We start from the raw sequence: 23692 nt of genomic DNA, 5'->3' as shown, positions 1-23692 counted from the left end.
CTCCCACCCCGTCACCGACCCGCTCGGCCTGGCCGCGGGCGAGCCGCTGCCGGACGAGCACTTCCCCCGCTTCCCCGGACCCCGTGGATGACCGCCCGGCGGACCGGGCCGGCCGGCGGCGGCGTCCTCGAACGCGCGCGCCGCGGTTCGGAGGGTGACGGGGCATGAAGCGGTCGTGGGAGGGCAGGACTCGGCGCGATCAGACCGGTGGCCGAGCCGCCGGCCCGTCCCCCCGAGGATCACGAATTGGCCGATCGAGATACGGGCAAGAGCGAAGACCCCCGCCCGCACGGCACGCCGTCCCCCGGCGAAGAGGAAGTCCCGAGCACGCCGGCCGAGATGCCGCCGCGTTCGTGGTGGCGGGCGGCCAGGCGGACCGTCGGCGAGTTCAAGGACGACGACATCAACGACTGGGCCGCCGCGCTCACGTACTACGCCGTTCTGTCGATCTTCCCGGCGATACTGGTGGTGGTGTCGCTGGTCGGGCTGGGCGGCGAGTCGCTGTCACGGGACCTGGTCACCAACGTGGGCGAGATGGCGCCCGGGTCGGTGAAGCAGGTGCTGGTGGACGCCCTCACCGAACTCCAGCGCGGGCGGACCGGCGCCGGCCTGGTCGCCGTCGTCAGCCTGGCGGCGGCGATCTGGTCGGCGTCGAAGTACGTGGGCGCGTTCATGCGGGCGTCCAACGCCGTCTATGACGTGCCCGAGGGACGTCCCATCTGGAAGACGCTGCCGATCCGCATCGCGGTCACCCTCGTCACGCTGGTGCTGCTGGCGGCGTCGGCGATCGCGGTGGTCGTGTCCGGGCCGCTCGCGCAGAAGGCCGGCGACCTCATCGGTATCGGGTCGGCCGCCGTCACCGCCTACAACATCGCCAAATGGCCGCTGATGCTGGTGATGGTCAGCTTCCTGTTCGCCTTGCTGTACTGGGCGTCGCCGAACGCGAAACAGGGGTTCCACTGGGTCACTCCGGGCGGAATCCTGGCGCTGGTGCTGTGGCTGGCGGCCTCCGCGGGCTTCGCCTTCTATGTCGCGAACTTCGGCTCGTACAACAAGACCTACGGCAGCCTGGCGGCATTGATCGTCTTCCTGGTCTGGCTGTGGATCAGCAATATCGCGATCCTGCTGGGCGCCGAACTCAACGCCGAACTCGAACGCGGGCGCGCCATCGCCGCCGGCCTGCCGGCGTCGCAGGAGCCCTATGTCGAGCCCCGCGACACCCGCAAGTTCGACGAGGACGAACTCCGCGACAACGACCTGAACGACGTCAAGGGAATCTGACCGCCGTCACCAGGCGGCTGCCTCTGTGCCTGTATATGCCGTTGTGACGGCTCCCTCATATGTGCCCGCGGGAACTTCGGCAGGGCCGACCGCGGATAATGGCGATGAGCGGGTCGTGCGCGTTCTGGCGAGTGGCAGGCAGCGCCTTGCCGCTCGTGCCGTCGACTCCCTTGCTGCGTTCGTGCTGGTCATGGCTGGACTGTCGCCGGTCTATGTATTCGGTCTGCTCTTTGATGACGCCTCGTTCCCATGGATGACGTGGGTCGGCATTCCGACGGCGTTCCTCGGTGTCTTCTCCATGGTCCTGGTGCGTGTCGGGGGAATCGCGCGGTGGGGGTGCACGCTCGGCCAGCGCGTCGCCGGGATCCGGGTGGTTCGCCAGGAGGGCGGGCTCCAGCCGCCGGGTTGGCGCCGGTCGTTCAGGCGGTACGCGCTCCCGCGGAGTTCATCGTCCATCCCGCTGATCACCGATCCGTGGGAGCAGACGCACGATCGGCGGCTGGGGCAGTGCCTGCACGACCGGCGCGCCCGGACGGTGGTCGTCCGGGCGCAGGCGCCGCCGGTGCCGGCGGAGTCCGGCGGGCTGGCGGTGCTGCGGTCCTCCGGGCCCGGCACCGCGGTGTCCGGTGATCATGTCCGGCGCTGGGAGAGGCGGGAGCGCGGGCGGCGCATCGCGATCGGGTCCGCCGTAGGAACCGTCGCGGCGGCCGTTCTGGCCGCCCCGGTCGCCGTGGTACTCAAGCCCTCCGGGCGGCCTTCCACCGGGGATCCCGCATTCGAGGTCAACACTTTCTACGACGACGACCTCCATTTCGAGAACGCCTTCGGGGGGCGCTCCGCGACCTATGACCGCACGGCCGCCAAGGTCCTGGACGACGAGGAGGGGTGCCTCGCCGGTGCGATGAACGAGCGGGCGCGAAGCGTCCTGCGCGGGGCCGAGTGCGAAGGCCGGATCGAGATCGCGTTCAAGAGCACGGAAGGTGTCCCGGTCAGCAGCCATGTCCTCAGATTCCCGGACGCGGCCTCCGCACACCGGGCCGGACGGGCTCTGCATTCACGTCCCTACGCTCAACACCATCCTCTGGTTGTGAGCGCGGCGGTTCTGGTAAGGATGTGCGGACGTTGAAGGAGAGATCAGTGCATCCGAACGGTCAGCAGGTCGTGTTCGCCGCACCGCGCAAAGCGTGGCGCTGGATCGCCGCCGGGCTTTTCCTGGTTTCCGTGGTGCTGCTCGTCGTGGTCCTGGCGGCATCCCCCGACCTTGGCTCGGGTTTCGGCCGCGCGCTGTTCATCCTGCTGATGGAATCGGTCTTCACCCGGCGGACGGAGGGTGGGGAACTGCTGCTCTGCGTGAGGCCGGCGGAGGCGGCGGCCTTCATCGCGCGAGCGCCGAGTGAGCGGCAGGACGGAATGCGGTCGAACCTCGAGACGTACGAGGCGCCGCTTTTCATCAACGTGAGCGCGTTCTGGCAGGAAACGGCCGATGAGCTGGCGGCGGCGATCACCCGTCTCACCGCCGGCCGCCTGTCTCTCGCGGCCGGCGGCTGACGCGGCCGGTCAGGAGGGCGGGGGCGCCACTCGGGCGGCGAGGGCCTTCTTGCTGATCTTCCCTACGGGGGTGCGGGGGAAGGTGCCGCTCTCCTCCAGGCGGTCGGGGAATTTGTAGGCGGCCAGGCCGCGGGTGCGGAGGAACTCCTTGATCTCGCGGAGGCCAGGGGCCTTCTCGCCGTCCCTGATGACGAGGAAGGCGCACGTGCGCTCGCCCATCATGGGGTCCGGGATGCCCACCACGGCGGCGTCGTGGACGGCGGGGTGCGCCAGCAGGTGGCTCTCCAGCTCTTCGGCGGAGATCTTGTCCCCGCCCCGGTTGATCTGGTCCTTCTCGCGGCCCTCGACGATCAGGTGGCCGGACGGCAGTTGCCGGACGAGGTCGCCGGTCCGGTAGAAGCCGTCCGGAGTGAAAGAGCGGGCGTTGTGCTCGGGGGCGCGGTAATAGCCGCGCAGGGTGTAGGGGCCTCGCGTCAGGAGTTCGCCCACTTCCCCGGGGGCCACGCGCTTGCCGTCTTCGTCCACGATCCGGATCTCGTCCGCCGGGGAGAGCGGGCGGCCCTGGGTCTGCTCGACGAGATCGGCGGTGTCGTCCAGGCGGGTGTAGTTGAGGAGGCCCTCGGCCATGCCGAAGACCTGCTGGACCCGGCAGCCGAGGGTGCCCGGCACTTCGGCGGCGCGTTCGGCGGCGAACTTGGCGCCGCCCACCTGGAGGAGTTCTAGCGAGGAGATGTCCTCGTCCTGCCAGGTGACCGCGTCCAGCCAGAGGAGGGCGATCGGGGGGACGACCGCGCAGACCGTGGCGCGTTCGCGCTCGATCAGGGGGAAGGCATCGTCCGGGGAGCCGGAGGGCGACAGGACGACCGTGCCGCCGACCGCGAAGACGCCGAGGACGCCGGGGCAGGCGAGCGCGAAGTTGTGGGCGGCGGGCAGGACGACCAGGTAGACCGTGGACGCGGTGAAGCCGCAGACCTCGGCGCTGGCCTCCAGGTTGTAGACGTAGTCGCGGTGCGTCCGCGGGATCAGTTTCGGCAGGCCCGTCGTGCCGCCGGAGAGGAGGAAGACCCCGACGTCGGACGGCGCGGGGCCCTCGATCGCCACCGGGTCGGCGGCGATCGCGGAGAGGGCCGTGAACTCCTCGGGCTCGCCGTCCACGATCACGTGGTCCACGGGAAGGGTGCGGGCCATCGCGCGGTAGTCGAAGTCGCCGTCGCGGTCGGCGCAGATGTAGGCGCGGGCCTCCGACAGCTCGCAGAGGTAGCGGATCTCGCTTTCGCGGTGTGCCGGGAGGGCCAGGACGGGCGCGGCGCCGAGGCGCACCAGGGCGAGGAAGACCACGACGAACGACGCGGTGTTGGGCAGCTGGACGACCACGCGGTCACCGCGCCGGATGCCCAGGGAGAGGAGGCCCGCGGCCATCCGGGAGGCGCGGGCGTCCAGGTCGGCGTAGGTGACGCGGTCGTCGCCCGCGACGAGGGCGGTCTTGGACGGGTCGCCGCGCAGGACGTCGCCCAGGACGCGGTCCGTCCAGTAGCCCTCCGCCTCGTAGCGGGCGGCGAGGTCGTCCGGCCAGGGGGTGAAGCCGTCCGCGCTCATCGGCCGGCCATCTGGGCGGGCGCGCCGGGGACGGGCTCGGAAGGGTCGGCCCCCAGCGCGACGATGCGGTCGGCTGCGTCCACGTGGACGACGTGGACCTGCTCGCCCTCGACGATGTCGGCGGCGGCCGTGAGGTCCGCGCCGATGGTCGGGGAGCCCACGTAGTGCAGGTCCGCCTGGGTGACGGTCGCGCGGTGGATCTTTCCGTTCATCAGCGTCCGCTGCACCGGTTCGCCCTCTTCTCCACGATCAACTAAGGCTAGGCTTACCTTAGCTATTCCATCGGCTGAGGAGAACCCCGAGGATGCTCCGGCGACTGGCCATGGACATCGGTCCGCTGCGCGACAGCAGGCCGTTCCGCAACGTCTTCATCGCCCGCACGGTCTCGGTCTTCGGGATCGGCATGCTGGCCGTCGCCCTCCCGGTGCAGGTCTACGACCTGACGGGGTCCACCGTGCACGTCGGAGGGGTCTCCGCCGGGGAGGGCTTCGCGCTGCTGGCGGGGTTCCTGTGGGGCGGCGTGCTCGCCGACAAGGACGACCGCCGGCGGCTCATGCTGCGCGCCCGGACGGCCGCCGGCATCGGGTTCGTGCTGCTGGCGCTGAACGCGTTCCTGCCGTCCCCGTCGCTCGCCGCCCTGTACGTCCTGGCGGCGTGGGACGGCCTGATGACCGGCATCAGCATCACCGCGCTGCTGGCCGCGACGCCCGCGCTGGTGAAGCCGGACAAGCTCGTCGCGGCGGGCGCGCTGAACGCGCTGACCGTCCGGCTCGGGTCGATGGCGTCGCCCGCGCTCGGCGGCGTCGTCGTGTCCGCGTTCGGCGCCGGCTGGAACTACGCGGCGGCGGCCGCGGGCACCCTGGGCACGATCGGGCTGCTGACCGGCCTGCCGACGCTCAAGCCGGAGGCCGAGGAGGTGCCGGTGAACCCGCTGAAGGCCATCGGGGACGGGTTCCGGTTCGTCGCGTCCCACCGGGTCGTGGGCTCGCTGATGCTGCTCGGGCTGCTGTTCATGGTCGCGGGCGGCATCCCCGTGCTGATGCCCGCGTTCGCGGCCGAGAGCCTGGACGGCGGCGCCACCACGGTCGGGCTGCTGTTGGCGGCGCCGGCGTGCGGGGCGGTCCTGGCGTCCGTCACGAGCGGGTGGGCGGGCACGTTCCGCGCGCCCGGCCTGGCGCTGCTCGCCGCGTCCGTCACCGGGTTCGCGTCGCTCGCCTGCCTGGGGCCGGCCCGCCATCCGGCGCTCGCGGTCGCGATCCTGTTCGTCTTCGGGTTCGTCCAGTCGATCGAGGAGATCCTTAGGTACGGGCTGATCCAGAGCCACACGCCCGACTCGCACCTGGGACGCGTCAACGCGCTGTGGGCGGCGCAGGAGACCGGCGGCGGCGCCGTCGGCTCGCTGGGGGCCGGGGCCCTGGGGCGCTATCTCGCGCCGGGCGCCGCCATCGTCCTGTTCGGAACGGTCAGCGCCGTCCTCGCCCTGGTCCTGGCGCTGACCCTCGGCGGGCTCCGGACGGCGATGATGCGTCCGGAGCCCGAACCGGGCTGATCATCCGAGGCGGGCGGTGAGCTCCTCCTCGGTCATCGCCTCGACCTCCAGCCAGATGGCGGCGACGGCCTCCAGGCGTCCCGGCGCCTCCTCCAGTTCGGCGAAGCGGCGGCAGACGCGCGCGACGGTCCGCTCGGCGAACAGCACCCGGACCGGCAGCGCGGTCGTGTCAAGCGCCTCCCGCAGCCGCGCGACGACCGTGGTCGCGAGGACGGAGTCGCCGCCGAGGGCGAAGAAGTCGGCGTCCGCGCCGACGCGCTCCCTCCCCAGTACGTCGGCGACGATCCGGGCCAGGACCTTCTCCAGCGACGTCGCCGGTTCGGCGTAGTGCGCCTCGCCCTTCTCGGCGGCGGCCAGGGCGGTGAGGGCCGTGCGGTCGACCTTGCCGTTCGCGGTGAGCGGCAGTTCCTCGACGGGGACGAGCAGTTCGGGGACCATGTGCGGCGGCAGGAGGCCGCGGGCGCGGGCCAGCACCTCATCGGGGTCGCCCGACGCCACGACCGCGGCGGCCAACCTGCCGCCGGCCAGCAGCGCGACGGCCCGGTCCACGGACGGATGGTCCCGCAGCGCGGCCTCGACCTCGCCCAGTTCGATCCGGAAGCCGTGCACCTTGACCTGGTGGTCGCGGCGGCCGAGGAACTCGAGCGTGCCGTCCGGCCGGTAGCGGGCGAGGTCGCCCGTCCGGTACCAGCGCACGCCCTCGTGGACGACGAAGCGGTCGGCGGTGCGCTCCGGGTCGCCGACGTAGCCGTCCGCGACGCCGGCGCCGCCGATCCACAGCTCCCCCGCCACCCAATCGGGACGGTCGCGGCCCAGCTCGTCCACGACCCGGCACGCGACCCCGCGCAGCGGCACCCCGTACGGGACGGCGCGCCAGCCGGACGGCACCTCCACCGCGACCTCCTGCACCGTCGAGTGGATCGCCGTCTCCGTCGTGCCGCCCAGCGCGGCGAACCGGCATCCCGGCGCGCGCTCCTCCAGCAGTGCAGGCAGGTGCGTGCCCACCCAGTCGCCGCCCAGCAGGACGAGCCGCAGGCTCTCCGGGCGGCCCGCGTGCAGCAGCATCTCCAGCACGGACGGGACGCAGTTGAGCACGCTCACCGACCAGCGGCGCACCAGCTCGGCCCAGCGGGCGGCGTCGCGCCGCTCGTCCTCGTCCGGCAGGACGACCGCGCCGCCCGCCGACCAGGGCGCGAACAGGTCGAACACCGACAGGTCGAAGTCGAGGGCCGACACCCCGAGCGTGATGTCGTCCTCCCCGATCGCGAACCGCTCGACGAGGTCGCCGATCGTGGCCATCGCCGCGCCGTGCGGCACCTCGACGCCCTTCGGCTCCCCGGTCGACCCGGACGTGAACAGCACGTACGCGACCTGGTCCGGGCGGACGGCGACGGGTCGCGCCAGCGGCTCGGCCTCGGCGATCCCGTCCGCGGTGAGCGACGCGGCGACGCCGGCGCTCGCGCGGATCCTGGCGCGGCGGGCGTCCGGCTGCTCGGGGCCGATCGGGACGTAGGCGGCACCGGCCGCGAGCACGCCGAGGACGGCGGCGGCCTGCGCGGGGCCCTTCGGCAGCTCGATCGAGACGCGGTCGCCGGGCCGCACGCCCGAGGCGACCAGCCCGGACGCGATGCGCAGAGCACGGGAGGCCAGTTCCCCGTAGGTCAGCGTGCCGTTCTCGCCCCAGTGCAGGGCCGGGGCGCCCGGACGGCGCCGGGCATGCTCGAAGAAGCCCTCGGTCAGCGTCGCCGGCGGCGGTGCCGGGGTCGCGTTCAACGCGTGCCGGACGCGGAGCTGGGACGCGGGGGCCGCGACGCCCAGCGGCACGGACCAGTCGGCGCCCGGCGCGCCCAGCCGCGTGATCGCGGACGTGTACGCGCCGAACATCGCCTCGGCGACGCCGTCCGGGAAGGCCGGGACGCGCACGTCCCAGTTCAGCAGCAGCCCGCCGGACACCTCGGTCACCTGCGCGTCCAGCAGCACCTGCGGCCCCTGCGAGATGATCCACTCCGGCTCCCCGAAGTGCTCGCGCACGCGCTCGCCGAACAGCTCCCCGAGGTTCAGCGCGCTGGTGTACACGATCGGGGCCAGCACCTGCTCGCCGCGCAGCCGCGACAGGTCGCGCAGCACCTCCAGGCCCGAGTAGTCGCCGTGCGCGCCCGCCGTGTGCAGGTTCGCCTGCAGCCTCCGCGCCCGCTCGGCGAACGGCAGGTCCTCCGCGAGGTCGGCCTCCAGCATGATCGACCCGGTGAAGTCGCCGACGACCGCGTCCACGTCCGGGTGGACGGGCTCCCGGTGGAACAGCGGCAGGTTCAGCAGGAACCGCGGCGTCGCCGACCACGCGCCGACGACCTCGGCGAACACGGCCGCCAGCGCCATGGCCGGGGTGACGCCCTCGGCGTGCGCCCGCGCGGTGAACCGGTCCTTCTCCTCGGGCGGCAGCCGGTGGTGCCTGCGCTCGACCCGGTCGCCGGGCTCGGGCACGACGGGCAGTTCGGGCGGTCCGGGCAGGTCGGCCAGCCGCTCGGCCCACCACCGCCGGTCCTGCTCCCGCGCGGAGGCCCGCGGGTCGTCGGCGAGGTAGCGCGCGTAGCCGTAGCGGATCGGCGCGAGCGCCTCCCCCTCGTACAGCGCGGCGAGGTCGGCGAGCATGACGCGGTAGCTCATCGCGTCGGCCGCGACCATGTCGACGTCCAGGTGGAGGCGGGCGGTGCCGCCGGGCAGCAGGCTGAGGCGGGCGTCGAAGACGCGGCCGTCCTCGATCGGGAGGCGCTGCCCGGACATCTCGGCCCGGATCCGCGCCAGCTCGGCTCCGGCATCGCCCGCGCGCAGGTCGTGGACGGTCACGGCGGGGCCGGGGCGGTCGGGCAGGATCCGCTGCGTCCCGTCGTCCGCCACGGCGACCCGCAGCATCGGGTGCCGCCGCACCAGCGCCCGCACGGCGTCCTCGAACCGGGCGGGGTCGATGGCGCGGCCGTCCAGTTCGACGTACAGGTGCGCGGCGACCGAGCCGAGCGCCTGGCCGGAGTCGCGGCCGATCCAGTACGCGTGCTGCATCAGCGCCAGCGGGAACGGACCGGCGGGCTCGATGTCGGCCGGCTCCGGCGCGGGCGGCCCGGCGCTCACCTCCGCCTGGCCCTTCTCGGCGAGCAGCTCCCACCACTCGGCGAGGGTGGGGCGCTCGGCCAGCTCGGCGAAGCGGATCTCGATGCCGCGGCGGCGCAGCCGGCCGGTCAGCCGCATCAGCCGGATCGAGTCCATCCCGAGCTCGATGAGGTTGTCGCCCGCCTCCGCGCGCTCGCCCAGCACCTCGGCCAGCGCGGTGTGCAGCTCGTCCCAGGTCAGCACGGAACCCCTCTCAAATTAGGTAAGGCTAACCTAATTCAGGAGGTTTTCGCGGTCAACGCCCGCCGCCGCCCGGCCGGGACGATCAGCGGCGGCTCGGTCCGCGACCGGGTCGTCACGTCGTCCCCTTCCGCCCGGTGGTGGACAGCAGCCAGGCCAGGTACACGCCGCCGAGGACGCCGGTGACGACGCCCACCGGCACCGCGACCGGCAGATGGAGCGAGACGAGGTCGCTGCAGGCCAGCAGCGCGGCACCGGTCAGCGCGGCGGGCAGCAGCTGCGCGCCTGGGCGGCGGGTCAGCCGGCGGGCGAGCTGCGGCGCGGCCAGCGCGACGAACGGGACGGGCCCGGCCGCCGCGGTCGCCGCCGCGGCGAGCCCCACCCCGGCGACCGTGAGCAGCGCCCGCGTGCGCTGGACCGGGACGCCGAGCGCCCGCGCGGCGTCGTCGCCGAGCTCGCCCATGCCGAGCGGGCGGGCGAGCAGCAGCGCCACCGGCACCAGCACGGCCAGCGCGACCGCCAGCGGGACGGCCTGGTCCCAGTCGCGCCCGTTCAGGCTGCCGGTCAGCCAGAACGCGGCCTCGTAGGCCTCCCGCAGCTCGGCGCGGGTGATGAGGTAGGAGTTGAGCGCCTCCAGCATCGCCGCCGCCGCGACGCCGATCAGCACCAGCCGGACGCCGTGCACGCCGCCGCCCGGCCGGTAGGCGACCAGGTAGACGGCGAGGGCGGTGAGCACCGCACCCGCGACCGAGGAGACCGTGATGGCGAGCGCGCCGCCCCCGAAGACGAGGATCTGCAGCAGCGCGCCGGTCGCCGAGCCGGTGGTGAAGCCGATCAGGTCGGGGCTGCCGAGCGGGTTGCGGGAGATGCTCTGGAAGATCGCGCCGCTGAGCCCGAGCGCGAGGCCCGCGAGCAGCCCGGTCACCGCGCGCGGCAGCCGCAGCGTCCGCACGATGAACTCGGTGGCGCGGTCGCCCTGCCCGAGGACGGCGCGCACCACGTCCGGCGGGGAGATCGGGAACTCCCCCGAGCCGACGACCAGCACCGCGGCGGACGCGGCGACCGCCGCCAGCACCCCGCACACCAGCGCCGCCCGCGGCTCCCACCGCAGCGAGACGCCGCCCGCCCGCAGCACCCTCATAGGTCGCGCGTCCTTCCCCGCCGGACCATCACGGCGAACAGCGGCGCGCCGAGGAACGCGGTGACGATGCCGGTCTCCAGCTCGCCGGGCGTGACGACGCGGCCGATGATGTCCGCGCCGAGCAGCAGGACGGGCGCGAGCAGCAGCGAGTACGGCAGGACGAGCCGCTGGTCGGGCCCGGCGGCCGTCCGGACGATGAACGGGACGGCGAGCCCCAGGAACCAGATCGGCCCGGCCGCCGCCGTCGCCGACCCGCACAGCAGCACCACGGCGAGCGCGCCGAGCGCCCGCGTCCGGCCGGGGCGGGAACCGAGGGCGCGGCCCGCGTCGTCGCCCATGGCGAGCGCGTTGAGCGGGCGGGCGAGCGCCAGCGCCAGGACCACGCCCACCAGGACGAACGGGAGGACGCGGTAGAACACCGACATCTCCCGGCCGCCGAGCGAGCCGACCTGCCAGAACCGGAAGCCGTTGAAGGTGCCGGGGGCGAGCAGCATGACGCCGGCCGTCATCGCGCTGAACGCGGCGTTGACGGCGGCGCCGGCGAGGACCAGCCGCGCCGGTGACGCGCCGCCCCGGCCGCGCGCGCCGATCATGTAGACGAGGGCGGCGGCGCCCGCCGCGCCCGCGAACGCCGCCCAGACGTAGCCGAGCACGTCGTCCGCGCGGGTCGCGCCGATGACGAGGACGACCGCGAGGGCCGCGCCGCCGTTCACCCCGAGCAGCCCCGGCTCGGCGAGCGGGTTGCGGGTGAGGGCCTGCATCACCGCCCCGGCCAGGCCGAGCGCCATGCCGACGGCGACGCCGAGCAGGGTGCGCGGCAGCCGCAGCTCGTGGACGATCAGCTCCGGCCGCGACCCGCCGTCCGGCGAGAGCACGCCGGGCAGGACCCGCCCGAGCGGCACGTCCCCGGCCCCGATCGCGAGGCTGGCGACGACCGTCGCCAGCAGCACGGCCGCGAGGACGGGGAGCCAGAGCCTGCGCGAGGCCCGTCCCCCTTTCACCGGAGGGTGCGGCGGGGCGGTCCGCGCGGGCGACGACACGAGGTAAGGCTAGCCTAAGCTAACTTCCCCTTCAAGGTCATCCCCGTCGCACGCCATTCAACAATACATGCGTATGGTATACATTCATATTGGAGATTGAACGCTTGTATTGGAGTCATGCATGGCGGCGGAGAGGGACCCCGCGGCGGAGGATCTGACGGCCCGCGCCCGCATCCGGGACGCGGCGCTGCTGCAGTTCGCCGAGCGCGGCATGAAGGGCGCGACGTTCCGCGGGATCGCCGAGGCCGCCGGCGTCTCGGTGGGGCTCGTCCAGCACCACTTCGGGTCGAAGGACGAGTTGCGGGAGGCGTGCGACGCCTACACGCTCGACACGGTCCGCCGGCTCAGCGACGCGAGCGGCGGCGCCGGCGACCCCGGCTTCCAGGCGTGGGCGGAGCGGCTCGGCCTGCCGGTGCGCCGCTACCTCGCCCGCGCGCTCGTCGACGGGTCCGCCGCCGCGGCCCGGCTGTTCGACGACCTGGTCGGCACGACCGAGCGGTACCTCACCGACCCGCCGCCCGGGTTCGACACCCCCGACACCCGCGACCCGCGCGCGTTCTCCGCCGCGATCGTCGCCATGACCGTCGGCGTCGAGGTGCTGCACGAGCACGTGTCGCGGGTGCTCGGCGCCGACACCTTCACCGCCGAGGGCTCGCTGCGGCTGCGGCGCGCCCTCCTGGAGGTGTTCGCCGGGCGGATGCTCGGCCCGGAACTCGCCGAGCAGGGCCACGCGGCCCTGGACGCCTACGAGGCCGCACTCACCAAGGAGCGGAACGATGGATGACGTCGTCGAGGCCGAGGGCCTGGTCAAAACGTTCGGCCGGACGCGCGCCCTGGACGGGCTCGCCCTGTCCGCCCGGCGCGGCGAGGTGCACGGCTTCCTCGGCCCGAACGGCGCCGGGAAGTCCACCGCGATCCGCGTGCTGCTGGGGCTGGTGCGCGCGGACGCGGGCACCGCCCGGCTGCTCGGCGGCGACCCCTGGCGCGACGCCACCGCCCTGCACCGCCGCATCGCCTATGTCCCGGGGGACGTGACGCTGTGGCCGAACCTGACCGGCGGCGAGGTCATCGACCTGCTCGGGCGGCTGCGCGGCGGCCTCGACGCCGCGCGCCGCGCCGAGCTGCTCGGCCGGTTCGAGCTCGACCCGAAGAAGAAGGGCCGCGCCTACTCCAAGGGCAACCGCCAGAAGGTCGCCCTCGTCGCGGCGTTCGCGTCCGACGCGGAGCTGCTGATCCTGGACGAGCCCACGTCCGGGCTCGACCCCCTCATGGAGGAGGTCTTCCAGGAGTGCGTGCGGGAGGAGCGGCGGGGCGGCCGGACGGTGCTGCTGTCGAGCCACATCCTCAGCGAGGTCGAGGCCCTCTGCGACCGCGTCACGATCATCCGCAGGGGCCGGACGGTCGAGACCGGCACGCTCGCCGGCCTGCGGCACCTGACGCGCACGTCCGTCCACGCCGAGCTCGCCGGGCCGCCGGACGGGATCCCGCTGCCCGGCGCGCACGACGTCCGCATCGACGGGACCTCCATCACGTTCGAGGTCGACACCCCGCACCTGGACGCCGCGCTCCAGCAGCTCACGCGGATCGGCGTCCGCGCCCTGACGAGCCGCCCGCCCACCCTCGAAGAGCTGTTCCTGCGCCACTACGAGGACGACCTCGCCGGGGAGGCGGCCTCATGACCGCGACGACCCTGCGCCCGCCGGCGCGCGCCGCCCGCCGCGACGGCGGCCTGTCCGGCGCGGGCCCGCTGCTGAAGCTGTGGCTGCGCCGCGACCGCATCATGATGTCCGCCTGGATCTACGGGCTCACCGCCTACGTCTCCAGCAACGCCTACAGCTTCGGGCGCGAGTACGACACGCCGGAGGCCCTCGCGAGCTTCACGCGCGGCATCAACGACAACCCGGCCACGCGGGCGCTCTACGGGCCCGTCCTGAACGGCGGCACGGCCGACGGGCTCACCGTGTGGCGCGTCGGCGCGACCGGCGCGGCGTTCACCGCCGTCATGTGCGTGCTGCTGGTCGTCCGGCACACGCGCGCCGAGGAGGAGACCGGGCGGCTGGAGCTGGTCGGCGCCGCCGCCGTCGGCCGCCGTGCGCCCCTGACCGCCGCGCTGCTCGCGGCCGCGACGGCGGCCGCGACCCTGGCGGCCGTGGTCACCGGCGTGCTGGTCCTCTTCGGGCTGCCCGCCGCCGGCGCGGCCGCGCTCGGCCTGTCCTGGCTCGGCAGCGGGCTGGTGTTCGCCGGTGTCGCGGCGGTCACGGCGCAGCTCGCCGAGACCTCCCGGACGGCGAACGGCCTCGCGTTCACCGTGCTCGGAGCGGCGTACCTGCTCCGGGCCGCGGCGGACGCCGGCCCGGCGCACCGGCTCTCGTGGCTGTCGCCGGTCGGCTGGGCGCAGCACGTGCGCCCGTGCGCGGGCGAGCAGTGGGCCGTCCTCCTCCTGCCGCTCGCCGCGTCCATGCTGCTCATCGCCGTCGCCTACGCGCTGACCGGACGCCGCGACCTCGGCGCCGGACTCCTGGCCTCCTCCCTCGGCCCGGACACCGCCGCACCCTCACTGCGCAGTCCGCTCGCCCTGTCCTGGCGGCTGCAGCGCGGCACGCTCCTCAGCTGGTCCGCCGGGCTCCTGGTGTACGGGCTCGTGGTCGGCGGCATCGCGGCCGGGGCGGGCGACCTGGCCGGCGGCAACGCGGCGATCGCGGACGACATCCGCCGCCTCGGCGGCCGGCGGGACCTCACCGACGCGCTCCTCGCGACCGCCATGGGCATCATGGGCCTGTTCGCCGCGGCCTACGCCGTGCAGGGCGTCCAGCGGCTCCGCGCCGAGGAGGGCGGCGGGCGGCTCGAACCCGTCCTCGCCACCGCCGTCGGCCGCATCCGCTGGGCCGTCTCCGGCCTCGCGGTCACGGCCGTCGGCACGGCCGTCCTGCTCGCGCTCGCCGGCACCGCCGCCGGCGCCGTCCACGGCGCCCGCACGCACGACCTCGCCGGCCAGCTCCCCCGCCAGCTCGGCGCCGCCCTCGCGCAGCTGCCCTCCGTCTGGGTCATCGCCGCCGCGGCGTTCCTGCTCTTCGCCGTCCTCCCCCGCGCCACGTCCGCCGGCTGGGCCGTCCTCACGATCTGCCTGCTGCTGGGCCAGGTGGGCCCCCTCCTCGACGCCCCGCAGGCCGTCCTGGACGTCTCGCCCTTCACCCACACCCCGAAACTCCCCGGCGCCGAGTTCTCCGCTCTCCCCCTGGCAGCCCTCACCGCCGCGGCAGCCGCCCTGGCGGCGGCGGGCCTGACGGCCTTCCGCCGCCGCGACATCGGCTGACGCTAGGGGTTCGGGTGGTCGGGGTGGGCCAGGAGCCAGGTCCAGATCTCGATCGGGTCCTCGGCGGTGTGGTGGGCGCCGCAGTGGCAGATGCCGGTGAGGGTGTCCGAGCCCGGGGACCATTCGACCCGCAGGCGGCCCGAGCTCATCGGGCCGTCTGCCGCTGCAGGATGCGGCGGGCGGCCAGGCCGCCGGTGTCGATGTTGATGGACAGCTCCTGGTAGCCCTCCGGCTCGGACGCGATGACCTTCTCCAGGATGTTCAGCGCCTCGACGTCCTGGAGGACGACCGTGCGGTTGCTCTCGGCGAGGAACTTCGAGACCTTCTCGTCGCCGAGGGCGAAGTCGCGGGCGACGAGCCAGAAGTCGTGCGTGCTCGTCTCCGTCTCGGGGGTGATGGCGTAGCCGATCTCGACGTGGAACGCCTTGGAGTCGTCGCCGTCCGGGCCGGGCTCCACTCCGGTGGGGGCGATCCGGCTGTGCAGGAGGTAGAGGCACGGCGGGTAGTACTCGATGTCCTGCCAGCGGTCGATGCGGCCCTCGATGCCGGTCGACTCCGAGTAGAAGGACGGGCACTCCACGTCCTTCATGCGGCGGCTCACGTAGACGATGCCCGCCTCCTCGTCGACCTCCGTGTTGATCGGGGTCTGCGCCACCTCCGGCGTGCCGATGTAGCCGGCGTGCAGGTACGTCTCGTGGGACAGGTCGAGGAGGTTGTCGACCAGCAGGTCGTAGCGGGCCGCGAGGGGCTCCATGCCGCGGACGGTCGTGTAGTCGGGCGAGTCGAACCAGGTCGCGCGCGGGATCGCGGTGGGGTCGCCCTCGCCGTCGCCGATCCAGACCCAGACGAACGAGTCCTGCTCGACGACCTGGTAGGCGGGGACGCGGGCGGTGCGCGGGATGCGCGTCTGGCCGGGGACGGCGACGCACACGCCGTCGGGCGCGTAGGTGAAGCCGTGGTAGCCGCAGACGATCCTGTCGCCGTCCCGGTTGCTCTCCGAGAGCGGGAAGCGGCGGTGCACGCAGCGGTCGGCGAGCGCGACCGCCTCGCCGGCCCGGGTCCGGTACATGACGAGGGGCTCGCCGCAGATCGTCCGGGCGAACAGGCCGTCGCCGATCTCCTGGCTGTAGGCGGCCACGTACCACTGGTTGCGCGCGAAGACCATGGGGTGTTCCTCCGTGATCGATGGGGTCACGACGACCTTCGCGGGGGGACGGTGACGGGGGCCACACCGATTCCGTTGGACGGAAGAACCCGGTCAGCGGTTGTGCAGCGCCGTCTCCGGTGGGCGCAGCGCGCGGGGCGCGCCGAGGGCCCGGGAGATGCCGCGGGCGCTGGCGCGGACGACCGGGATCAGCGCCCGCGCGTCCCAGCCGTCGGACGGGACGACGATCGCGACGGCGGCCACGACCCGGTCGTCCGGGCCGTAGACGGGCGCGCCGACCGACAGCGCGAACGTCTCGACCTGGCCGTCGCTGATCGCGACGCCGGTTCGCCGGACCTCGGCGAGGACGCGCCGCAGGTCCGGCCCGGTGGCGATGGTCCGGTCGGTGAAGCGGCGCAGCGGCCCGGCGATGGCGCGCTCCTGCAGCGCGGTGTCGGCGTGCGCGAGCATCGCGAGGCCGACGCCCGTCGCGTGGGCGGGCCACCGGCCGCCGACGCGGGACAGGACGTGCACGGCGTCGCGGGCGGAGATCCGCTCGATGTAGACGACGTCGAGGCCGTCCAGGACGGCGAGGTGGACGTTCTCGTGCGTCGCCTCGTACAGGTCCTCCAGGAACGGCATCGCGGCGGCGCGCAGGGCGGGCCCGCGCGGCGCGAGCGCGGCGACCTCGAACAGCCGCAGCCCGATCCGGTACAGGCCGTCGGCGTCGCGCTCCAGCGCGCCCCAGGCGGCCAGCTCGCCGACGAGGCGGTGCGCGGTGGACAGCGGCAGGCCCGCGCGGCGGCTGATCTGCGTGATGGTGAGCGCGGCGCGCTCGGCGGAGAACGCCTCCAGGATGTCCAGGACGCGGCTGGTCACCGTGGGCCGCGTCCCGGTGCCGCCGCCGGTGCCCGTCATGGGTCGCCGTACTCCTCGCGGAGCCGCGCCTTGAGGATCTTCCCCGCGGCGTTGCGGGGGATCTCCGCGGCGACGGCGGCCGACTTGGGGATCTTGTAGCGGGCCAGCCGGCCGGACAGGGCGGCGAGCACCTCCTCCGGGTCGACGTCCGCGCCGGGCCGCGCGACGAGGACGGCGCGGCCGACCTCGCCCCAGGCTGCGTCCGGGACGCCGAAGACCGCGCATTCGACGACGTCGGGCGCGGCGGCGAGGATCGCGTGCTCGACCTCGGCCGGGTACACGTTCTCACCGCCGGAGATGATCACGTCCTTGATGCGGTCGACGATGAACGCGTAGCCGTCGCCGTCGAGGCGGGCGGCGTCGCCGCTGCGGAACCAGCCGTCGCTGAACACGGCCGCGGTGTCGTCGGGACGCCCCCAGTAGCCGCGCATGACGTGCGGCCCCCGCACGACGATCTCGCCGGTCTCGCCGACCGGAACGTCCGCCATGTCGGGGCCGACGACGCGCACGTCGCTGAAGAAGTGCGGCACCCCGGCCGAGCCGGCCTTCGACACCGCGTGGGCGGCGTCGAGGAACAGCGTGCCGGGGGCGGCCTCGGTCATGCCGTACCCCTGCAGGAACGTCAGGCCGCGCCGCTGGTAGGTCTCGATGAGGGACGGCGGCACCGGCGCGCCGCCGCAGGTGAGGATGCGCAGCGAGGACAGGTCGGCCTCGGCCCAGCCCGGCTCCCGGGCGACCCGCTCGAACATCGTCGGCACCCCGAACATGAACGTGATCCGCTGCTCCTCGATCATAGAGAGCGTCGCGGCCGGGTCGAACACGGCGGTGAGCACGCACGTCCCGCCCTTGAGCAGGACCGGGAGCGTGAGCATGTTGAGCCCGGCGGTGTGGAACAGCGGCGCCGACACGAGCGCCACCTCGCCCGCGACCAGGTCGTGGTCGATGAGGACGTTGACCGCGTTCCAGGTGATGTTGCCGTGGGTGAGCGTCGCGCCCTTGGGCCGCCCGGTCGTCCCCGACGTGTACATGATCATGCAGGGGTCGTCGAGCGCGACGGGCAGGTCGAGCGGGTCGTCGTCCTCGCCGGCCAGGAGCTCTTCGTAGGCGTCCAGCGCGATGTGCTCCCGGACGGGTGCGGCGCCGCGGACGCCGTCCACCAGTTCGGCGTGCGACGGCCCGTAGACCAGGACGGACGTGCCCGAGTCCGCGAGCTGGTAGGCGATCTCGGGCCCGGCGAGCCGCGTGTTGAGCGGGACGAAGATGCCGCCGAGCATGCCCGTCGCGAACAGCGTCTCCAGGAACGAGGGATGGTTCGGGCCGAGGTAGGCGACCCGGTCGCCGTGCCTGATCCCGAGGCCGCGCAGCGCGCGGGCGAGGCGCGCGGTGCGGCCGAGCAGCCCGGCGTAGGTGAGCGCCGCCCCCTCGTGGACGAGGGCGGCCGCCCCCGGTGTCTTGCGGGCGCGGCGCGCGGGCCACGACCCGAGTCCTTCGTTGCGCATGCGCGTCACTCCTCCGTCGGTTCCGGGGCCCTGCGGCGATCCCACCACGCGGCGGCGGACGGCACGAGCCCCTTGGGCATGAACAGCACGACCACGATGAGCAGCAGCCCGTAGACCGCGTAGGACAGGACCGTGGGCGCCGACGCCGGCATCCCCTCCCGGGTGCCGATGTCGTTGAGCAGTTGCAGGAGAAGCGTGATCGCGGTGGCTCCGGCGAGCGCGCCCCAGATCGTCCCGGCGCCGCCGACGACGACCATCACGACGTACTCGAACGACAGCAGGACGGGGAACGAGCCGGGCGCGACGTAGCCGATGTAGAAGGCGTAGATGCCGCCCGCGAGCCCCGCGAACCCGGCGGACAGGCTGAACACGGTCTGCTTGTAGACGGCGACCGGCACCCCCGACGACGCGGCGGCGACCTCGCTGGTCGCCAGCGCCCGCAGCCCGCGCCCGGGGCGGGAGGTGACGATGTGCCGGGTGATCAGCACGACCAGGCCGAGGGCGCCGAGCGCCAGGTAGGCGTAGGAGACCTCGCCCGCGAACTCGTATCCGGCGACCCGCAGGCGCGGGACGCCCTGCAGGCCGATGTCGCCGCCCGTCCAGTCCTGCCGTCCGACGAGGCTGAGCAGGATGAGCTGGATCGCGAGGGTCGCGAACGCGAGCTGGTGGCCGCGCAGCCGCAGCAGCGGCACGCCGACGAGCGCGGCGCACGCCGCCGCGACGGCCGGGGCGAGCAGCAGGCCGAGCCAGGTCGGCAGGCCGTGCGTCGCGGTCAGCGCCGCCGTGTAGCCGCCGATCATGGTGAAGGCCGCCTGGCCGAGCGACACCTGCCCGGCGAACCCCATCAGCATCGACAGCCCGACGACCACGGTCGCCGACAGCAGGAGCAGCACGTACACCGACACCTGCGTCGCGGGCAGCAGCACCGGGGCGAGCAGCGCGAGCACGGCGGCGGCGGCCGCGGCGAGCATCCCGGCGGAGGGCCGCCGCCGCGCCGCGGGGGCGGCCACCGGCGGGGGCTTGCGGACGGACACGCTCATCGGGCGGCCTCCTCCTGCAGCGCGGTCCTCCGCGAGGCCCGCACCATCATGATCGCCAGCATCAGCGCCAGCGCGACGACGGTCTGGTAGGACGCCTCGCCGTAGCCCGCGACCATCGCCTCGGCGATGCCCAGCGTCAGCGCGCCGGCGAGGGCGACGACCGGGCGGTTCAGGCCGCCGAGCACCGCCGCCGCGAACCCGTTGGTGATCAGCAGGACGTCGCTGTTGTAGGAGATCGGCTGCAGCGGGGTGAGCAGCACCCCGGCGAGGCCCCCGAGCATCCCGCCGAGCGCGAACGCGACCAGGCCCATCTTCAGCGGGTCGATGCCCATGGTGCGCGCCGCGTACGGGTTGGACGCGCACGCGCTGAGCGCCTTGCCCGGGTAGGTGCGGCCGAAGAACAGCGCGAGCAGCGCGAACACGGCCGCCGCGACCCCGATGACGAGGAACGACTGCTTCTGGACGTGCGCGCCGAACAGCGTGACGGCGCCGCCGAGCCCGGCGTGCGAGCGCGGGCTGTCGCCCCAGATCATGATCTCCACCGCGTACGCGAGGAACCCGACCCCGAGCGTGACGATCAGCGCCGACTGCGGGGACGTACCCCGCTTGCCGGTCGCGGTGATCCCGACCGCGAGGCCGATGGCGCCCGCCACGGCGACGGCCGCCGCCTCGGCGGCACCGTGCGGCAGCCCGGCCGACAGCAGCGAGCCGGCCGCCATCCCGCCGACGACCGCGAACATGCCCTGCGCGAAGTTCACCACCCGGGTCACCCGGTGGATCGCGACGAGGCCGCTCGCCAGCAGCGCGAAACCGCAGCCGACGGCGATCCCGGAGACGAGGTACTGCAGGAACGCGCTCACCTCTCCCCCTCCCCGCCGGCGGGTCCGCCGAGGTAGGCGTCGGCGAGGTCCGAGCCCGCCGCGAGGTCGGCGGCGGTGCCCTCGGCCCGGATGCGGCCCGCCTCCAGGACGTAGCCGCGCCCGCACAGGTCCAGCGCCAGCCGCGCGTTCTGCTCGATCAGCAGGACGGCGAGGCCGCGTTCGGCGTTCAGCGCCCGCAGATGCTCGGCGAGGTCGGCGGTGACGAGCGGCGCCAGGCCGAGCGACAGCTCGTCCACGACGATGACGTCGGGGTCGGCCATCAGCGCCCGCCCGAACGCGACCATCTGCTGCTGCCCGCCCGACAGCGACCCCGCCCGCCGTCCGCGCAGCTCCGCGAGCTGGGGCAGCACCTCGTACACGCGCGCGGTGTCGCGCGCGCCCTTGGCGCGGCGGCGGCGCCAGGCGCCGAGGGCGAGGTTGTCCTCGACGGTCAGGTCGTCGAACATCTGCCGCCCTTCGGGGACGAGCCCGGCCCGCCCGCGCAGCTCCACCCGTCCCGCCGCCGGGCGCAGCACGCCGAGGACCGCGTTGACGAGCGAGGTCTTGCCCGCCCCGTTCGGGCCGATGAGCGCGACGAGCTCCCCGGCGCGCACGGTCAGCCCGACCCGGTCGAGCGCGGTCGCCGTCCCGTACCGGACGACGAGGTCCTCCACCTCGATGACGGCGGCGCTCATGCGGCCTCCTCCCCGAGATAGGCGGCGATGACGGCGGGGTCGGCGCGGATCTCCCCGGGGGTGCCCTCGGCGATGAGGCGGCCGAGGTCCAGGACGGCGACCCGGTCGGCCAGCCGGGCGACGAACGCGACGTCGTGCTCGACGAGCATCATCGTCAGCCCCTCGGCGCGCAGGCTCTCGACCAGCTGGGCGAGGGCCTCCCGCTCGGCCGCGCGCAGCCCGGACGCCGGCTCGTCCAGCAGCAGGAGCCGGGGGCGCGCGCACAGGGCCCGCGCCACCTGCAGCGACCGCTGCTGGCCGAGCGGCAGGACGTCGGCCGAGCGGTGCGCCCAGTCGCGCAGCCCGACCCGGTCGAGCGCGGCCAGCGCGTCCGCGCGGATCGCTGCCTCCTCGCGGCGGTGGGCGGGCAGCCGCAGCGTCGCCGACAGGAAGCCGTGCCGGGTGCGGGCGTGCGCGCCGACCATGACGTTCTCCAGCGCGGTCATCCCGTGGAAGAGCCGGGCGCCCTGGAAGACGATCGCGATGCCGAGCCGGGCGCGCGCGTGCGGCGGCAGCCGGTCGATCGGCCGCCCGCCGTAGGCGAGCGTGCCGTGGTCGGCGGCGAGGTGGCCGCTGATCAGGTTGAACAGGGTGGACTTGCCCGCGCCGTTCGGGCCGATCACGGCGCGGGTCTCGCCCTCGGCGACCGTCATCGCGACGTCGCGGACGGCGTAGACGCCGCCGAACGCGCGCCCGACGGCGCCGATCTCCAGCAGTGCCGTCATCCGGCCGCCTTCGCGGTCTCGGCGAGCTGCTTCACCGACCATTCGGTGGGGACGAGCTTGCCGTCCTTCACCTGGTTCATGGAGATGTCGGTCGGCTTCAGGCCGGAGTGGTCGGTCTTGGAGTAGGTGTACTGCCCGCAGGGGGTGACGAGGGTGAGGCTTTCCAGCGCGTCCCGGATCTTCTCCCGGTCGGTGCCGGCCTTGTCGATCGCGGCGGCGAGCAGCTTGACGCCCGCGTAGCCGTCCATCGCGAACTGCGGCGGCTCGTAGCCGTACTTCTGCTCGAACGGCCCCGACATCTCCTCCACCGACTGCTTCAGCTTCCCGTCCGGAAGGTGGTCGGCGACGACGCCGATCGCGGACTGGACGTACACGCCCTCGGCCGCCTTGCCGACGGGCTCGAGCCACAGCTTGCTGGCCTGCGAGCCGGTCATGAACAGCGGCAGCTTCAGCCCGGACGAGGGGTACTGCTTGGCCAGCGTGACGCCGGGCGGGCCGCTCGCCCAGGCGACGAGGGCCTGCGCGCCCGAGTCGCGGACGTGGGTGAACAGCGGGCTGAAGTCGGAGGCGGTCGTCTCGAACGTCTCCTCCTTGACGATCTGCACCCCGTTCTGGCCCGCGTACTTCTGCATCCCGGCGAAGCCGGCCTTGGCGTAGGCGCTCTTGGTGTCGTAGGCGACCGCGATCTTGGTGATCTGGTGCGCCTTGAAGTACGACAGCATCGCCTCGGCGTAGGTGGAGGAGATCGCCGGGACCACGAACGTGTACTTGCGGATCGGGTTCACCTGCTCGTCCGCCGGGCTCAGCGAGATGTAGGGGATCCGCTCCCGCTCGGCGAGCGGCTCCACCGCGAGGCCGACGTTGGAGAACGTCGAGCCGATGATCGCGGTGACCTTCTCGGACTTGAGCTTGTTGAAGTGCAGCACGCCCTGGTCGGGGGCGGTCCGATCGTCGAGGGTGATCAGCTTGATCTTCCGGCCGTCGATGCCGCCGGCGGTGTTGATCTGCTCGACGGCGAGCTCCACGGTCTTCTTCGCCTCGCCGCCGAGCGGCGCGTAGTTGCCGGTCAGCGACTCGATGAAGCCGATCTTGAGGGTGGAGCCGCCGCCGGACCCGCCGGACGAGCCGCACGCGGCGGCGGCGAGAGCGGTGGCGGCCAGAAGCGGGGCGAGTTTGCGCACTTGGGACCTCCCGGGGTGGGCGTGCCCCGAAGTTAGGCGTATTCTTCACGACAGTCAATGATTTGCCCAACATCAGCGCGGCGGCGGTCCGGGCGGCCCCGGTCCCGTCGTTACGCTGGCGGGATGACGGGAGCCGAACGGGTGAGTGCACACAGCGCGGCCGGGTCAGTGTCGTCCGACGAGCCGTCCCCGAGACTCCGGCCGCAGTCGCTGATGCTGACCTACCTCGGCAACTACGTGCTCGGACGCGACATCGCGGTCTTCTCGGGCAGCTTCATCGACACGTTCGCCCGGCTCGGCGTGGGCGAGCACGCCGTCCGGTCGACGCTGACCCGCATGGTCCGCCGCCGCCTGCTCGCGCGGCACCGCGAGGGCCGCCGCATGCACTTCGGGCTCACCCCGAGGTCGGAGGGCATCCTGCACGACGGCGAGGACCGCGTCTGGCGGCGCGGCGTGCTCAACACCGACTGGGACGGCAGCTGGACCGTCCTCGCGTTCTCCATGCCCGAGTCGTGGCAGCGCGTCCGGCACGACCTGCGCGCCCGGCTGACCTGGGCCGGGTTCGGGTCGCTCGGCAACGGCACCTGGATCGCGCCGTCCCGGGTGGACGTCCGCCCGATCGTCGCGGGCCTCAACCTGAACGGGCACCTGAAGGTGTTCGCGGGCCCGGCCGAGGAGCCGACGGACGTCCCGCACATGCTCCGGGAGGCGTTCGACCTGGACGGGCTGGCGAACGGCTACCGGGCGTTCCTGGACCGCTGGGACCGCCCCGCCCCGCTCC

General features: G+C 73.8%; 22 protein-coding genes. 8 read left to right on the top strand and 14 right to left on the bottom strand.

The features are described from left to right. Nucleotides 1-339 precede the first annotated feature (339 nt). The 3 genes from E1284_RS23025 to E1284_RS23015 all read left to right on the top strand — a co-directional run bounded on the left by E1284_RS23025 (nucleotide 340) and on the right by E1284_RS23015 (nucleotide 2829). Complete coding sequence (locus E1284_RS23025; RefSeq protein ID WP_131942205.1) at nucleotides 340-1281, top strand: YihY/virulence factor BrkB family protein; 942 nt, start codon at nucleotides 340-342, stop codon at nucleotides 1279-1281. Nucleotides 1282-1396: 115 nt separating this feature from the next. Further along, on the top strand, nucleotides 1397-2407 hold the full coding sequence (locus tag E1284_RS23020) for an RDD family protein (protein ID WP_165965387.1): 1011 nt from the start codon (nucleotides 1397-1399) through the stop codon (nucleotides 2405-2407). 11 nt (nucleotides 2408-2418) lie between these two features. Further along, nucleotides 2419-2829, top strand: coding sequence for a hypothetical protein (locus E1284_RS23015; RefSeq protein WP_131942201.1), 411 nt, complete (start codon nucleotides 2419-2421; stop codon nucleotides 2827-2829). Nucleotides 2830-2838: 9 nt separating this feature from the next. On the opposite strand, the gene E1284_RS23010 is transcribed toward E1284_RS23015, so the two are convergent. Continuing rightward, nucleotides 2839-4425: a (2,3-dihydroxybenzoyl)adenylate synthase gene (locus E1284_RS23010; RefSeq protein ID WP_131942200.1), complete on the bottom strand. Its 1587-nt coding sequence runs from the start codon at nucleotides 4423-4425 to the stop codon at nucleotides 2839-2841. Next, nucleotides 4422-4652, bottom strand: coding sequence for an aspartate 1-decarboxylase (locus E1284_RS23005; protein WP_131942199.1), 231 nt, complete (start codon nucleotides 4650-4652; stop codon nucleotides 4422-4424). The genes E1284_RS23010 and E1284_RS23005 overlap by 4 nt, the downstream gene beginning before the upstream one ends. Before the next feature lie 77 nt (nucleotides 4653-4729). Between E1284_RS23005 and entS the strand changes: the two genes are divergently transcribed. Continuing rightward, complete coding sequence (entS, locus tag E1284_RS23000) at nucleotides 4730-5974, top strand: enterobactin transporter EntS (RefSeq protein ID WP_131942198.1); 1245 nt, start codon at nucleotides 4730-4732, stop codon at nucleotides 5972-5974. Here the strand turns inward: entS and E1284_RS22995 are convergent, their stop codons facing one another. The 3 genes from E1284_RS22995 to E1284_RS22985 form a co-directional block, all read right to left on the bottom strand. Continuing rightward, on the bottom strand, nucleotides 5975-9319 hold the full coding sequence (locus E1284_RS22995) for a non-ribosomal peptide synthetase (protein ID WP_131942197.1): 3345 nt from the start codon (nucleotides 9317-9319) through the stop codon (nucleotides 5975-5977). 112 nt (nucleotides 9320-9431) lie between these two features. Beyond that, entirely contained in the window at nucleotides 9432-10457 is a 1026-nt protein-coding gene (locus tag E1284_RS22990; RefSeq protein WP_131942196.1) for a FecCD family ABC transporter permease, read from the bottom strand. Continuing rightward, nucleotides 10454-11497: a FecCD family ABC transporter permease gene (locus tag E1284_RS22985; RefSeq protein ID WP_131942195.1), complete on the bottom strand. Its 1044-nt coding sequence runs from the start codon at nucleotides 11495-11497 to the stop codon at nucleotides 10454-10456. Before E1284_RS22985 ends, E1284_RS22990 begins: the two co-directional genes overlap by 4 nt. 121 nt (nucleotides 11498-11618) lie before the next feature. Here E1284_RS22985 and E1284_RS22980 point away from each other — a divergent pair, with 121 nt between their 5' ends. Genes E1284_RS22980 through E1284_RS22970 form a run of 3 tightly spaced genes read left to right on the top strand, consistent with a single transcriptional unit; the run spans nucleotide 11619 to nucleotide 14810 of the window. After that, on the top strand, nucleotides 11619-12281 hold the full coding sequence (locus tag E1284_RS22980; protein ID WP_243714682.1) for a TetR/AcrR family transcriptional regulator: 663 nt from the start codon (nucleotides 11619-11621) through the stop codon (nucleotides 12279-12281). Continuing rightward, complete coding sequence (locus tag E1284_RS22975) at nucleotides 12274-13176, top strand: ABC transporter ATP-binding protein (RefSeq protein WP_131942194.1); 903 nt, start codon at nucleotides 12274-12276, stop codon at nucleotides 13174-13176. Before E1284_RS22980 ends, E1284_RS22975 begins: the two co-directional genes overlap by 8 nt. Next, on the top strand, nucleotides 13173-14810 hold the full coding sequence (locus E1284_RS22970; RefSeq protein WP_131942193.1) for an ABC transporter permease: 1638 nt from the start codon (nucleotides 13173-13175) through the stop codon (nucleotides 14808-14810). Before E1284_RS22975 ends, E1284_RS22970 begins: the two co-directional genes overlap by 4 nt. Before the next feature lie 2 nt (nucleotides 14811-14812). Here the strand turns inward: E1284_RS22970 and E1284_RS41695 are convergent, their stop codons facing one another. From E1284_RS41695 to E1284_RS22930, 9 genes are all read right to left on the bottom strand, one after another. Then, a complete protein-coding gene (locus tag E1284_RS41695) occupies nucleotides 14813-14959 on the bottom strand; it encodes a hypothetical protein (protein ID WP_165965386.1) in 147 nt (48 codons plus the stop codon). Further along, entirely contained in the window at nucleotides 14956-15975 is a 1020-nt protein-coding gene (locus tag E1284_RS22965; protein ID WP_131942192.1) for an aromatic ring-hydroxylating oxygenase subunit alpha, read from the bottom strand. The genes E1284_RS41695 and E1284_RS22965 overlap by 4 nt, the downstream gene beginning before the upstream one ends. Before the next feature lie 93 nt (nucleotides 15976-16068). Then, complete coding sequence (locus E1284_RS22960) at nucleotides 16069-16872, bottom strand: IclR family transcriptional regulator (protein WP_131942191.1); 804 nt, start codon at nucleotides 16870-16872, stop codon at nucleotides 16069-16071. Beyond that, complete coding sequence (locus E1284_RS22955) at nucleotides 16869-18371, bottom strand: acyl-CoA synthetase (protein WP_131942190.1); 1503 nt, start codon at nucleotides 18369-18371, stop codon at nucleotides 16869-16871. Before E1284_RS22955 ends, E1284_RS22960 begins: the two co-directional genes overlap by 4 nt. A gap of 5 nt (nucleotides 18372-18376) precedes the next feature. Next, the gene (locus tag E1284_RS22950; protein ID WP_243714681.1) at nucleotides 18377-19411 is read right to left on the bottom strand and encodes a branched-chain amino acid ABC transporter permease; all 1035 of its coding nucleotides are present in this window, start codon (nucleotides 19409-19411) and stop codon (nucleotides 18377-18379) included. After that, nucleotides 19408-20271: a branched-chain amino acid ABC transporter permease gene (locus E1284_RS22945; RefSeq protein WP_131942189.1), complete on the bottom strand. Its 864-nt coding sequence runs from the start codon at nucleotides 20269-20271 to the stop codon at nucleotides 19408-19410. Before E1284_RS22945 ends, E1284_RS22950 begins: the two co-directional genes overlap by 4 nt. Beyond that, entirely contained in the window at nucleotides 20268-20966 is a 699-nt protein-coding gene (locus E1284_RS22940) for an ABC transporter ATP-binding protein (RefSeq protein ID WP_131942188.1), read from the bottom strand. Before E1284_RS22940 ends, E1284_RS22945 begins: the two co-directional genes overlap by 4 nt. Further along, nucleotides 20963-21730, bottom strand: a complete 768-nt coding sequence (locus tag E1284_RS22935) for an ABC transporter ATP-binding protein (protein WP_131942187.1) — start codon at nucleotides 21728-21730, stop codon at nucleotides 20963-20965. Before E1284_RS22935 ends, E1284_RS22940 begins: the two co-directional genes overlap by 4 nt. Next, complete coding sequence (locus E1284_RS22930) at nucleotides 21727-22911, bottom strand: ABC transporter substrate-binding protein (protein WP_131942186.1); 1185 nt, start codon at nucleotides 22909-22911, stop codon at nucleotides 21727-21729. Before E1284_RS22930 ends, E1284_RS22935 begins: the two co-directional genes overlap by 4 nt. Nucleotides 22912-23052: 141 nt before the next feature. Here E1284_RS22930 and E1284_RS22925 point away from each other — a divergent pair. After that, nucleotides 23053-23692 (top strand): PaaX family transcriptional regulator (locus E1284_RS22925; RefSeq protein ID WP_207923904.1); only part of this gene is annotated, 640 nt, incomplete at its 3' end.

The organism is Actinomadura bangladeshensis (genome assembly GCF_004348335.1).
Classification (GTDB): Bacteria; Actinomycetota; Actinomycetes; order Streptosporangiales; family Streptosporangiaceae; genus Spirillospora; species Spirillospora bangladeshensis.
Note: the sequence above shows the minus strand (reverse complement) of the source record. Positions and strands in the feature narration are given on the sequence as shown.